Origin of the sequence: Curtobacterium sp. MMLR14_006, assembly GCF_001864985.1 — a bacterium.
In the GTDB taxonomy this organism is placed as follows: Bacteria; Actinomycetota; Actinomycetes; order Actinomycetales; family Microbacteriaceae; genus Curtobacterium.
Window position 1 is genome coordinate 99,248 of the sequence record NZ_MJGU01000002.1, and the last position, 12,318, is coordinate 111,565.

Here is a 12,318-nt window from a genome sequence, read left to right on the forward strand (position 1 = left end):
GTCAGCCCTTGGCCGCAGCCTGGTTGGTCGCCGAGACGATGTCCTTCGCGTCGCCCTTGCCGGCGAGCACGTCCACGACGCTGGTGTTCAGCGCGTTGCCGACGTTCTGGCCGTACAGGGTGTCGAGGTACTGCGAGACGAACGGCGCCTCCTGGTAGGCGGCGAGCGCCGACTTCAGGTAGTCGGAGTCGACGACGGACTGCGCCTCCTTGTTGACGGGGATGGCGTTGAAGGCCTTGTAGTAGCCCTCCTGGTTGTCCTTCTGCACGATGAAGTTGAGGAAGTCGGTGCAGGCCTTCTTCGGGGCCTGGGCCGAGCAGGAGTTGCCGTCGACGCCGCCCATCATCGACTTCGGGTCACCCTTGCCGCCGTCGATGGTCGGGAACGGGAACCAGCCGAGGTCGGACAGCGGCTTGCCGTCCGGGGTGAGCGAGGCGATCACGCCCGGGTCCCAGGCACCCATGAGCTCCATGGCCGCCTTGTGGTTGGCGAGCAGGCCCGCCGAGCTGCCGGCGCCCTGCTGCGCCGCGGTGGTGAGGAAGCCGTTGTTGAAGGGCTTCGTCGCGTTGAAGTCCTCGAGCTGGTCGCCGGCCTTGGTCCAGCAGGCGTCGTCGAACTTGAGCGACTTGGCGGTGTCCTCGAGCGTCTTCTGGCTGCACTCGCGCAGGGCGAAGTTGTAGTACCAGTGCGCGGCGGGCCAGGCGTCCTTCGCGCCGACGGCGACCGGGTCGACCCCGGCGGACTTGAGCTTCGCGATGTCGTCGTTCAGCTCGTCCATCGTGGTGGGCGTGCCGTCGATGCCGGCCTTCTCGAACAGGTCCTTCGAGTACCAGATGCCCTCGGGGAGCACCGCGCCGGGCATGGCGTAGGTCTTGCCGTCCTTCTCGTAGCCGGCGAACGTGCCGGCGCTGATCGACTGCTTCGCGTCGGCGCTGATGGAGTCGGAGATGTCCATGAGCTGCCCGGCGGCGATCATCGCGTCCATCTTGCCGCCGCCGCGCTGCAGGAAGACGTCGGGAGCGTCACCGGAGTTGAGCGCGGTCTGCAGCTTGCCGTCCAGGTCCTCGTTCTGGATCGCCTGGATCTTGATGGTGACGTTCGGGTACTTGTCCTCGAACGCCTTGACGGTCGAGGCCCAGTAGGCCTTGCCCGGTCCGGTCGTCGAGTTGTGCCAGAAGGTCATCGTGACCTTCCCGCCGTCTGCGGAGGCATCGCTGCCCGCCGAGCAGCCGCTGGCAACCAGCGCTGTCGCCCCGATCAGCGCGATGGCTGCCGCGGCACGGATCTTCCTCGTCATCGTGGATCTCCTGTGTGTCGTCGTTGACATGCAGCGACATCGACTGCCGCTGCGGAGAGCGTGCCAGGCACTCCTCGGGCTTGTCAATCGATATCGATAACGTTTTCTTTACCGTTCCGGTCCCGGCGGCGCGGTACGGTGTGCCAATGGATCCAGCCGTCGGCGCGCATCCCGGTGCCGGCCGGGTGACGATCGGCGACGTGGCACGGGCGGCCGGGGTCTCGATCCCCACCGTGTCGAAGGTGATCAACCGACGCGACGGGGTCGCCCCCGCGACGATGGTCCGCGTGCAGCAGGTCGTCGACGACCTCGGGTACGAGACGTCGCTCGTGGCGAGGAGTCTGCGGAGCTCGCGGACCGGGGTGATCGGCATCCTCGTGCCCGAGTTCGAGCCGTTCTCGACCGAGCTGCTCCGCGGCATCTCGAGCGCGGCCACCGGCACCGGCTACGAGCTGCTCGCCTACGCCGGGCTCATGACCGGCGCCGACCGACCCGGCTGGGAACGCCGCTCGCTGTCGCGGCTGTCCGGCACGCTCATCGACGGCGCCATCGTGGTCACCCCCACGACGGCGCTGTCCAGCTCGACCATCCCCGTCGTGGCCATCGACCCGCACACCGGGCCCGAGGGGCACGCCACGGTGGACGCCGACAACGAGGGCGGCGCCGTGCTCGCGGTGGAGCACCTGCTCGCGCTCGGGCACACGCGCATCGCGCACGTGCAGGGCCGCGCCGACCTCGCCTCGGCCCAGCTCCGCGAGGCCGGGTACCGCTCGGCCCTGGCGGCCGCCGGCATCGCGGTCGACGAGCGGCTGCTCCGCGACGGCGGGTACCAGGAGGACCAGTCCGCGGCCGTCGCCCGGCAGCTGCTGGCCCTCGAGGACCGGCCGACCGCCGTGTTCGCCGCGAACGACTCCTCGGCCGTCGGTGTGCTGCGCGCCGCCGCCGACCTCGGGCTGCGCGTGCCCGAGGACCTGTCCGTCGTCGGCTTCGACGACGTGCCGCAGGCCTCGGTCACGACGCCGCCGCTCACCACGGTGTCGCAGCCCCTGGCCGAGCTCGGCACCCGGGCGGTCGAGATGCTCCTGACCATGCTCCGCGGCGAGGACGCGTCGGACCACGTCCGGCTGCCGACCACCCTGCGCACGCGTCGGAGCAGCGGACCGGCCCCGACCGCCGCCTGACCGCAGCCCGGACAGCGCCGCAGCGTTGGTCAGCGCCGGTCAGCGCCGGTCAGCGCCGGTCAGCGCCGGTCAGCGCCGCAGCGTCTGCTTCGGGTACTCGCCGAACCGTGCCGCGTAGGACGCCGAGAAGCGGCCGAGGTGCGCGAACCCCCAGCGGCGTGCGACGTCGCCGATGACGCCCGCCTGCGGGTCGAGCTCGAGCAGCTCCGCACGGACCCGGTCGAGTCGGACGTCGCGCAGGTACGCGAGCGGCGTGACGTCGAACACGCGGCGGAACGACTCCTGCACCGACCGCACACTCAGGCCGGCGACGGCCGACAGCTCGGCGATGGTGACCGTCTCGGCCGCGTGCGCGTGGATGTACTCCACGGCCGCACGCAACTGCGCGTTCCGCGGCAGCGACAGCTCGTCGGGCAGGTCGTCGCGACGCGGCGGGAACGTCTCGAGGAACGCCGCCACGGTCTGCAGCTTCGCCTCGTGCCAGTCATCGGTGCCGTGCCCGCCGAGCCGGAGCGAGCGGGACAGCGCGGACAGGGCCTGGTGCCAGCGGTCGGCGGTGCCGGGCTCCGGTTCGCGGGCGTGGTCGAAGCGCAGCGGCCGGTCGTCCTGGCCGAGCGTCCCCACGGCGACCCGGCGCACGAACTCGCGGTCCAGGTGCACGAGGCGCTGGTCGTGGTCGGCGGCGGAGAACACGAACTCGCCGTCGCACGGCAGGAGCACCGGGACGTCCCGGCGCAGCGCGATCCGGGAGCCGCTCGTGTCGACGTGCGCGCTGCCCTCGGTGATCCAGGTGACGACGTAGTCGCCGCCGACCGGCACCGGACCCCAGAGCGCTCCGCGCACCTGCGACCGCCGGATCGTCACGTCGGAGTCGCCGACCGCGGTGTACCGGTAGGCGGGCTCGCCGTCGGTCGACCGGACGGACCACCGGTCGGCGCCGTGCACCCGCGCGAGGTCCCGCCCGGCCGATTCCGCGCCGGAACCGGCGACCTCGAAGCGCACGCCCTCGACCGGGCGCACCGCGGACGCCGTGCGCCCGCCGGACAGGCTCATGCCGGAACTCCCCGGGACATGACACGGGGCGCGTTCCGCGGATACGCTGACCCGGTGAGCGCAGCGCATCGTGGCACCGACCCGATCCGCACCGAGAGGGCGCGTCCGTGAGCGATCTCGACCTCATCGCCGCGCTGACCCGCCTCGAAGCCGCGGTGTCGGACCTCCGGGCGCGGCTGCGCGACCAGCTCGGGGTGTCCGGTGGCGACGTCAGCGTGCTGCAGTACGTCTCGCGGTCCCAGGACGCCGGCCGGACCGTGCGGGTGACCGACCTGGCGAAGTACCTGGGGCTCACCGGCCCGGCCGTGACGGGCATGGTCGACCGCCTCGAGCAGAGCGGGCACCTCTGCCGTGTCCCGAACCCCGACGACGGCCGCAGCCGGCACATCGAACTGACCACGACGGCCAGGCGTGACTACGCGCGCGCGATGGACGGCACGAACGAGCACCTGCACGAGCTGATGGCCTCCTTCTCGGAACGGGACAGGGCCAGGTTCGTCAGGATCGTCGACCGCATCGTCGCGGCCGTCGACGTCGGCGCACCGAGCCACTGACGGCAGAGTACGGGCGAGCACGGCTCGGATCGGACGATTGTCCGCCAAGCGCAATTAGGTCACTTTCCTACCTATCTGGACCGCTCGTTCTGCTGCGCGGACGACCTCATCCCTTCACCGCCCCCGAGGTCAGGCCGGACACGATGGACCGGCGGAACACCAGGACGAGGATGACGATCGGGACCGTCGCCGCGACGCTCGCGGCGAAGATCTGCGCGAACGGCACCGTGAACTGCGTGCCGAACAGGGCGATCCCGACCGGGATGGTGCGGAACGAGTTCTCGCTGTTGAACGTCAGCGCCATGAGGAACTCGCTCCACGACGCCGTGAACGTGAAGACCCCCACCGTGAACAGGCCGGGTTTCGCCATCGGCAGGATGACGGACAGCACCGTGCGCCACGCCCCGGCGCCGTCGATCTCGGACGCCTCCTCGATCGTCGACGGGATCCCCTGCAGGTAGTTCCGCATGATCCAGATGGCGAACGGCAGGTTGAACGCGACGTACGGCACGATGAGACCCGGGTACGAGTTGAGCAGCCCGAGGTTGCGCTCGAGCAGGTACAGCGGCGTCAGCACCGCGATCGCGGGGAAGACCGACAGCATGAGCAGCGAGGTCATGATGGCGGTGCGGCCGCGGATGAACCGCCCGGCGAGTGCGTAGCCGGCCAGGAACGCCAGCGCGAGCACGACGACGGTCGTCGACACCGACACGATGACGCTGTTGAGCATGTACTGGCCGAGCGCGTTGTCGCGGAACGCCACCACGAAGTTGTCGAAGGTGATCCGCTGCGGGAACGCCGTCGGCGGCGACTGGGCGATCTCGCCGGACGGCTTGAGCGACGTCGTGACGAGCCAGTACAGCGGCAGTGCGGTGAGCACCGCGATGACGACACCGCTGACGTTGACGGTGTTGACCCACCTGCGCCAGCCCTTGCGGACACGTTGACGGGGCATCAGTCGGCCCCTCCCTTCGCCTGGTTCCGGAACGCCCGGAGGAACAGCAGGCACCCGACCGCGACGATGACCGCCGTGGACGTCGCGATCGCCGCGCCCGGACCGATGTTGATGTCCTGGAAGAGCACCTTGTAGCCCATGATCGCGAGCGACTGGGTCGTGGTGCCCGGTCCCCCGTTCGTCAGCACGAACGGCAGGTCGAAGACACCGAACGCCTGCAGGATGCGGAACAGCACCGCGATCGTCAGCGTCGGGGTGAGCTGCGGGAGCACCACGCGCCAGAACGTCTGCCACGTGCTCGCGCCGTCGAGCTCGGCGGCCTCGTAGTGGTCCTCGGAGATCTGCACGAGCCCGGCGAGCAGGATGATCGCCACGAACGGCGTCGTCTTCCAGATGTCCGCGACCATCAGGCCGGTGATCGCCGGCACCGGCTCGCCGAGGATCACCGGCGCGTCCCCGAACAGGCCGAAGAACCAGGTCGCGACGCCGTAGGTGCTGTCGTAGACGTACTTCCAGAGCTGCGCGTTGACGATCGTGACGAGCGACCACGGCACGAGCATGAGCGCGAGCATCCAGCCGCGGGTGGCCCCGAGGCGCTCGAGCACCAGGGCCACGAGCATGCCGAGCACGAGCTCGACCGAGACCGTCACGACCGTGTACAGGACGGTGAACCCGAGCGCCCGGTACCAGTCGGCGCTCTGCAGCAGGGCCGCGTAGTTGCCGAACCCGAAGGACTGGATCGTGAACCCCTCGTAGCCGACCTCGACGTCCGCGAAGCTCAGGACGATCGAGTACACCACCGGGAAGATCGTCACCGCGGCGACGACCAGGAGCGCCGGGGCCGCGAAGCCCCACGCGCCACGCGCCCGGATGCGGTCGAGACGCGACCGCCCCGTCGGCCGGGGCGGCGGGTCGAGCCGACCCGGGCCTCCCGACCCGACCGTCGTCCGCGTCGCGGTGCCGGCGCTCACAGCGCTTCACCCGACAGCGCGAGCGAGATGGCGGAGGCCATCGCGCTCGTGCCGCCGTCCACCGACGCCTGGCCCCCGAGGATGCTGTTGCCGTTCTGGTAGACGCCCTGCGAGACCTTCGGGTAGTACGCCGTCGAGGTCGGCCGGGGCACGAGCGTGATGCCGGCCGCGGTGTCGTAGGTGGGCCGCTGCTGCCGCTTCGCGTCCTCGCTGACGAGCGAGGCGCTGCGCGCGGGCAGGACACCGCCCTCGCGGGTCAGGAACTGCTGGGCGGTCTCGCTCGACATCCAGCTCGCGAAGGTGAGCGCCGCCGCGGGCTGCTGAGTGTGCGGGTTGATGTAGTTCCCCCACCCGCCGATCGTCGAGTGGTGGTCGTCCATGCCGTCGAACGTCGGCCGCGCCGCCAGCCCGACCCTGCCGGCGACCTGGCTGTCCGGGCCGTTCGCGATCCCCCACGCGTACGACCAGTTCCGCAGGAACGCGGCCCGGCCGCCCGAGAACGCGTCGTTCGTGTCCTGCTCCTGGTAGGTCAGGGTGGCCCGCGGGGACGCCCCCTCGGTGACCAGCGAGCGCATGAACTCGAACGCACGCTTCGTCTCCGAGCTCGTGGTCTCGGGCCTCGTCAGGTCGTCGTTGAGCAGCGACCCGCCCGCGTCGGCGACGAACTCGGTGACGTTGCAGGTCAGGCCCTCGTACACGTCGCCCTGGAACGCGAACCCGTAGGACACGTCACCGGTGTCGACGAGCTTCGCGGCGGTCTCGCGCACCTCTTCCCACGAGCCCGGCACCTGCAGGGAGTGCTTCGCGAGCAGGTCCTTCCGGTACAGGAAGAACGACTCGTCGATGTAGAGCGGGAACATGTAGTACGTCCCGTCGACGCTCGCCGCCTGCCGCAGGCCCTCGGGGAACTGGTCGAAGAAGTCCTCGCCGACGAGCCGGTTCACGGGGGTCGCGAGCTTGTTCTTCGCGAACTGGCCGGGCCACGCCACGTCGCCGAGGTACACGTCCGGGGTGCTGCTGCCGGCCGCGATCTGGGTCGTCAGGCTCGTGCGGTTCGTGTCGGTGTCGCTCGGGGCGCTGACGATCCGCACCCGGATGTTCGGGTGCTCCTTCTGGAACTCCGTGATGAGCCGCCGCCGCAGGTCCCCGCCGTCCTTCGACGCGACCTGGCCGGCCCACCAGCTGATCGTCGCCTCGCCCTCGGGCGGCTCGGTGGGCCAGTCCTCGACCCTCGTGCGCTCGGGTCGGGTGGAGCAGCCGGCGAGCAGCAGCACCCCCGCTCCCCCGAGCAGGAACATCCTGCGGTCGATGGCCATCCGTCCTCCTCGACGTGTGGTGCTGCGAACCTGTGCGTCCACACAACCAGGCGGAGCCTGGTCTGTCCGCAGGTGGCGCTGGCGGGCAGCGGGGTGCGTGGCGGGCGGGGCGTATCGGGCGGCGCGTGGGCGCGAGAGCGACAGATCCCGCACCGGCGGCCGCGTCAGTGCTGCGGAAGCGACAGTGTGCGGCGAACTGTTCGCGGAGAACTGTCGCTCTCGCGAGGCGGGGCGGCGGACCTGGTCACCGCGAGGTGGCGGACCGCGAGGCGGCGGCCAGGAGGCTCGTGGCGGGGCCGGCCCGCGCCTCCCGGCCGACAGGTGAGCGCGAAAGCGACAGATCCCGCACTGGCGGCCCCGTCCGTGCTGCGAAGGCGACAGTGTGCGGCGAACTGTTCGCGGAGAACTGTCGCTTTCGCGAGGCGGGGCGGCGGACATCGTGACCGCGGAACGGCAGGCCGCGGAGGCGGCGGCCGGGAGGCTCGTGGCGGGGCCGGCCCGCGCCTCCCGGCCGACAGGTGGGCGCGAAAGCGACAGATCCCGTACCGGCGGCCCCGTCAGCGCTGCGGAAGCGACAATGTGCGGCGAACTGTTCGCGGAGGACTGTCGCTTTCGCGAGGCGGGCCACGGGGCGCGGGCCGCGAGGCCGCGAGGCTCAAGCTCAGGCGGGAGCGGGGGCGGTCGAGTCGGCGAGGTGCAGGGCGCACGGGATGAGGGTGTGCGTGCGGTCCGTCGTGCCGCCCTCGAGGCGGTCGACCAGGGACTCGACGGCAAGGCGGCCGAGTGCCGGGCCGGGCGCGTTCAGCGTCGTGAGGACGGGTTCGGTGGCGGCGCCGGCGCCGTCCGACGAGACGATCGCGACGACCGAGACGTCCTCGGGGACGCGTCGACCACCGGCGCGGAGACCGCTCACGAGCCCGAAGTTCGAGTCGTCCTTCATGATGATCGCGGCCGTGAGGTCGGGGTCGCGCGCCAGCAGGTCCGCCGCCGCGCGACGGCCGCCCTCGGCGGAGGCCCCCGCCGCGACGACGGTGCCGCTGAGACCGCGGCGTTCGACGGAGGCGCGGAACGCGGCCTCGGACCGGACCTTCGGGCCGTAGTCGGCCATCGCGGTGCCGTCGAGGTCCTCGACGACGAGGCCGATGCGGCGGTGCCCGAGGCCGGTCAGGTGGTCGAGGGCGTCCTCGACGGTGCGCTCGAAGTCGATGTCGACGAAGGAGATGCCCGACGGGTCCGCGGTCCGGCCGATGGCGACGAAGGGGACGTCGAGCTCGACGAGGCGCTCGATGCGGGGGTCGCGCATGGTGACCTCCATGACGACGACGCCGTCGGCGAGTCCCCCGGAGATGAGCTCCTGCACGTCGTCGCCGGTGGCCGCGGCGGGCCAGAGGACCAGGTGGTACCCGAGCTCCGAGGCGCGGCCGGCGGCGCTCGTGAAGAACTGCAGCGCCGTCTGCCCGAGCCGGTGCTCGAGGACCGGGAAGACCAGCGCGAGGATGCGGCTGCGACGCGACGCGAGTGCCCGCGCGACCACGTTGTTGCGGTAGCCGAGTTCGCGCATCGCGGCGGTGACGCGCGCTCGGGTGGCCGCGGACACCCGCTTGTTCCCGTTCACCACGAAGGACACGGTCGCGATCGAGACGCCCGCCCGGTCGGCGACCTGCTGCATCGTCGCCATGCCGCTCCCTCACCCTGTTCCGCTCACTGTAGCGGGGGTGACCCACGAGAAAGTTCGTCTAAGCGCTTTACCATCTAACCGCTTCGATGCTAGCTTCGACCCCACTCGGGACGCGACGGAGCGGTTCTGGTCCGGTTCGCCCCCGATCCACGAGCGGCACGTCGCGTTCGTGTCCGGCAACCATCCAGAGAAGAGCGAAGCAATGAAGCCTCGACACCGCAGGATCGCACCGGTCCTCAGCACGGTCGCCATGCTGGCGACCGTCCCCCTCGTCCTCGCCGGCTGTTCCGGCGGTTCGTCGGCGAACCCCGGCGGCAAGGTGGACTCCATCACCGTGCTCGACTACTACAACCAGGGCAACGACAAGAAGGTCATCGGCGAGTACCTCGACAAGTGCGGCGCCGAGAACGACGTCACCATCAAGCGCACCCAGGTGCCGGGCTCGTCCCTCATCCAGAAGGTGCTGCAGCAGGCGTCGTCGCGGACCCTGCCGGACGTCCTCATGCTCGACAACCCGGACATGCAGCAGATCGCCGAGACCGGTGCGCTGTCGCCGCTGTCCGACTACGACATCTCGACCGACGGCTACGCGGAGGGCGTGCTGCAGGCCGGCACCTACGAGGGCAAGGTCTACGGGCTCGCCCCGACCGTGAACACGATCGCGCTCGTCTACAACAAGAAGGTCCTGTCCGACGCCGGGGTCACCCCGCCGAAGACCTGGGACGAGCTGCAGGCCACGGCGGCGAAGCTCACGAAGGGCGACCAGTACGGCTTCGCGGTCGACGCGAACGCCACGTACGAGGGCACTTGGCAGTTCCTGCCGTTCATGTGGTCGAACGGCGGCGACGAGAAGGACATCGCCACGCCCGAGACCGCCGAGGCCCTGACGCTGTGGAAGGACCTGATCGACGACGGCTCGATGTCGAAGAGCGTCCTGAACTGGACCCAGGCGGACGTGAACGACCAGTTCATGGCCGGCAAGGCCGCGATGATGATCAACGGTCCGTGGCAGATCCCCGGGCTCAAGGAGTCGGGGGTCGACTACGGCATCGCCCAGATCCCCGTGCAGTCCGCCAGCGACACGGCCGTCGCACCGCTCGGGGGCGAGGTCTGGACCGTCCCGAACACCGGCGACAAGGCGAAGCAGGCCGTCGCCGCGAAGATCGTCGACTGCATGAACAGCGACGCGAACCAGCTCGCGATGGCGAAGCTGCGGTACACGATCCCCTCGAAGACGGCCGTCGCCCAGCAGTTCGGCAAGGACGTCCCCGAGGAGCAGGTGTTCGTCGACCTGGTCGCCGACGCCCGGGCCCGCACGGGCGAGCTCGGCGCGGACTGGCCGAAGGCCGCGACGAAGATCTACACGGCCGTGCAGGCTGCGCTCACCGGCCAGGACTCGCCGGCCGACGCCCTGCAGAACGCCCAGTCGAGCAACTGAGCATGACGAGCACCGCGACCCCCGTCGCCCCACGGCGGGCCGCCGGGGACGGAGCACCCGCTCCGTCCCGGCGGCCCCGCCCGGGCCGCTCGCTGCGCTTCGAACGGATCGCGCAGCTGCTGTTCCTGCTGCCGGCCGTCCTGTTCCTGCTGCTGTTCTTCGGCTTCCCGGTCGTCAAGAACGTCGTCATGAGCTTCCAGGCGTACACGACGTCGACGTTCTACACCGGCGAGGCCCCCTGGGTCGGCTTCGCGAACTACGCCTCCGTCGTCTCGTCGCAGCTCTTCGACACGGCGCTGCTCAACACCGCGCTGTTCACGGTCGGGTCGATCGTCGGCCAGTTCGTGATCGGGCTGCTGCTCGCGCTGTTCTTCCGGCGCAACTTCCCGCTCTCCGGGCTGCTCCGGTCCCTGCTCCTGCTGCCCTGGCTGCTGCCGCTCATCGTGTCCAGCGCGGTGTGGAAGTGGATGCTCGACCAGGACTCGGGCGTCGTCAACCAGTTCCTCGGCTCGTTCGGCGTCCCGTCGGTCCCGTGGCTGACGAGCCCCGCGGTCGCGCTCATCACCGTCATCGCGGTGAACATCTGGATCGGGATCCCCTTCAACACCACGATCCTGTACGGCGGGCTGCAGGACATCCCGACCGAGCTCTACGAGGCCGCGGCCCTCGACGGCGCCACCGGCTGGAAGGCGTTCTGGGCGATCACCTGGCCGATGCTGCGCCCCGTCGTGAGCGTCACGCTCGTGCTCGGTGTCGTCTACACGATCAAGGTGCTCGACATCATCCTCGGGTTGACGAACGGCGGGCCGGCGAACGCCACGCAGACCATCGCCACGCAGTCGTACGACCTGTCGTTCAAGCAGTTCGACTTCGGGCAGGGCGCCGCGCTGAGCAACATCCTCATCGTCATCTCCGCCCTGTTCGCGATCGTCTACCTCCGCCTCAACAGGAAGGCCGTCGATGACTGACGCAACCGCGACGCGCGCCGTGGTGACCCGCGGCAATCGTCGCCCCACCCGGCCGACCGCCCCGAAGCAGTGGGTGCTCTCCGGCATCGGGATCCTGATCCTCGCCGTCATGCTGTTCCCGGTCTACTGGATGGTCAACATCTCGCTGCAGCCGACCGGCTCCGCGATCGAGGCCGCCTGGTTCCCGATCAACGCGCAGCTCGGCGGGTACGCCCAGGCCATCGCCGACCAGGGCGGCGCCCTGGTGACGAGCCTGCTCATCGCGCTCGGCAGCGTCGTGGTGAGCCTGCTCATCGCGACGCCGGCGGCCTACGCGCTCGCCCAGTTCAAGGTGAAGGGCGTCGGACCGGTCCTGTTCGGCATCCTCATCTCGCAGATGATCCCGGGCATCGTCGTCGCGAACGCCCTGTACGCGGCGTACAACGACCTCGGGCTGCTCAACACCGTGCCGGGGCTGATCCTGGCCGACAGCACGGCCGGCGTGCCGTTCGCGATCCTCATCATGCGGGCGTTCATGCAGAACATCCCGCCGTCGATCATCGAGGCCGCGAAGGTCGACGGTGCCGGCAACTTCCGGGCCTTCCGCTCCGTCGTCGTCCCGATCAGCGCGAACGCCCTCATCACCGCCGGGCTCTTCACGTTCCTGTTCACCTGGAGCGACTTCCTGTTCGCCCTGACGCTCACCACCACCGAGGACGTCCGGCCGATCACGCTCGGCATCTACAACTACATCGGCACGTTCACCGCCGACTGGTCGACCGTCATGGCCGCGGCGGTGATGGCGTCGATCCCCGCCATCGTGCTGCTGCTCGTGGCGCAGAAGTTCATCGCGGCCGGCGCGACCGGCGGCGCGGTCAAGTGACCCGCGGCCGAGCGACCCGCACCGGCTCCCCCCACCCCCGAAAGG

The 12,318-nt window shown here is 70.3% G+C and carries 11 protein-coding genes; 5 read left to right on the forward strand and 6 right to left on the reverse strand.

Annotated elements, in window-relative coordinates:
- Position 1 precedes the first annotated feature (1 nt).
- On the reverse strand, positions 2-1,297 hold the full coding sequence (locus tag BIU94_RS01225; protein WP_071253362.1) for an ABC transporter substrate-binding protein: 1,296 nt from the start codon (positions 1,295-1,297) through the stop codon (positions 2-4).
- 146 nt (positions 1,298-1,443) lie between these two features.
- Between BIU94_RS01225 and BIU94_RS01230 the strand changes: the two genes are divergently transcribed.
- Positions 1,444-2,478, forward strand: coding sequence for a LacI family DNA-binding transcriptional regulator (locus BIU94_RS01230; RefSeq protein WP_071253365.1), 1,035 nt, complete (start codon positions 1,444-1,446; stop codon positions 2,476-2,478).
- A gap of 69 nt (positions 2,479-2,547) precedes the next feature.
- Here BIU94_RS01230 and BIU94_RS01235 read toward each other — a convergent pair whose 3' ends face one another.
- Positions 2,548-3,531, reverse strand: coding sequence for an AraC family transcriptional regulator (locus BIU94_RS01235; RefSeq protein WP_071253368.1), 984 nt, complete (start codon positions 3,529-3,531; stop codon positions 2,548-2,550).
- Between the two features lie 107 nt (positions 3,532-3,638).
- On the opposite strand from BIU94_RS01235, the gene BIU94_RS01240 reads away from it, so the two are divergent.
- Complete coding sequence (locus tag BIU94_RS01240) at positions 3,639-4,085, forward strand: MarR family winged helix-turn-helix transcriptional regulator (protein WP_071253370.1); 447 nt, start codon at positions 3,639-3,641, stop codon at positions 4,083-4,085.
- Positions 4,086-4,191: 106 nt separating this feature from the next.
- Here BIU94_RS01240 and BIU94_RS01245 read toward each other — a convergent pair whose 3' ends face one another.
- The 4 genes from BIU94_RS01245 to BIU94_RS01260 form a co-directional block, all read right to left on the reverse strand.
- Positions 4,192-5,040 (reverse strand): carbohydrate ABC transporter permease, encoded by an 849-nt coding sequence (locus BIU94_RS01245; protein WP_071253372.1) that lies wholly within the window; start codon positions 5,038-5,040, stop codon positions 4,192-4,194.
- Entirely contained in the window at positions 5,040-6,011 is a 972-nt protein-coding gene (locus BIU94_RS01250) for a carbohydrate ABC transporter permease (RefSeq protein ID WP_175472214.1), read from the reverse strand. The genes BIU94_RS01245 and BIU94_RS01250 overlap by 1 nt, the downstream gene beginning before the upstream one ends.
- Complete coding sequence (locus tag BIU94_RS01255) at positions 6,008-7,327, reverse strand: ABC transporter substrate-binding protein (RefSeq protein WP_071253374.1); 1,320 nt, start codon at positions 7,325-7,327, stop codon at positions 6,008-6,010. The genes BIU94_RS01250 and BIU94_RS01255 overlap by 4 nt, the downstream gene beginning before the upstream one ends.
- A gap of 661 nt (positions 7,328-7,988) precedes the next feature.
- Positions 7,989-9,005 carry a LacI family DNA-binding transcriptional regulator gene (locus BIU94_RS01260; RefSeq protein ID WP_254782798.1) on the reverse strand — a complete coding sequence of 339 codons (1,017 nt, stop codon included), beginning with the start codon at positions 9,003-9,005 and terminating at the stop codon, positions 7,989-7,991.
- Positions 9,006-9,207: 202 nt separating this feature from the next.
- Here BIU94_RS01260 and BIU94_RS01265 point away from each other — a divergent pair, with 202 nt between their 5' ends.
- From BIU94_RS01265 to BIU94_RS01275, 3 genes are all read left to right on the forward strand, one after another.
- Entirely contained in the window at positions 9,208-10,443 is a 1,236-nt protein-coding gene (locus BIU94_RS01265) for an ABC transporter substrate-binding protein (RefSeq protein WP_071253376.1), read from the forward strand.
- 2 nt (positions 10,444-10,445) lie between these two features.
- Complete coding sequence (locus tag BIU94_RS01270) at positions 10,446-11,411, forward strand: carbohydrate ABC transporter permease (RefSeq protein WP_071253378.1); 966 nt, start codon at positions 10,446-10,448, stop codon at positions 11,409-11,411.
- Between the two features lie 109 nt (positions 11,412-11,520).
- Entirely contained in the window at positions 11,521-12,273 is a 753-nt protein-coding gene (locus BIU94_RS01275; protein ID WP_254782810.1) for a carbohydrate ABC transporter permease, read from the forward strand.
- The last annotated feature ends 45 nt before the right edge of the window (positions 12,274-12,318 follow it).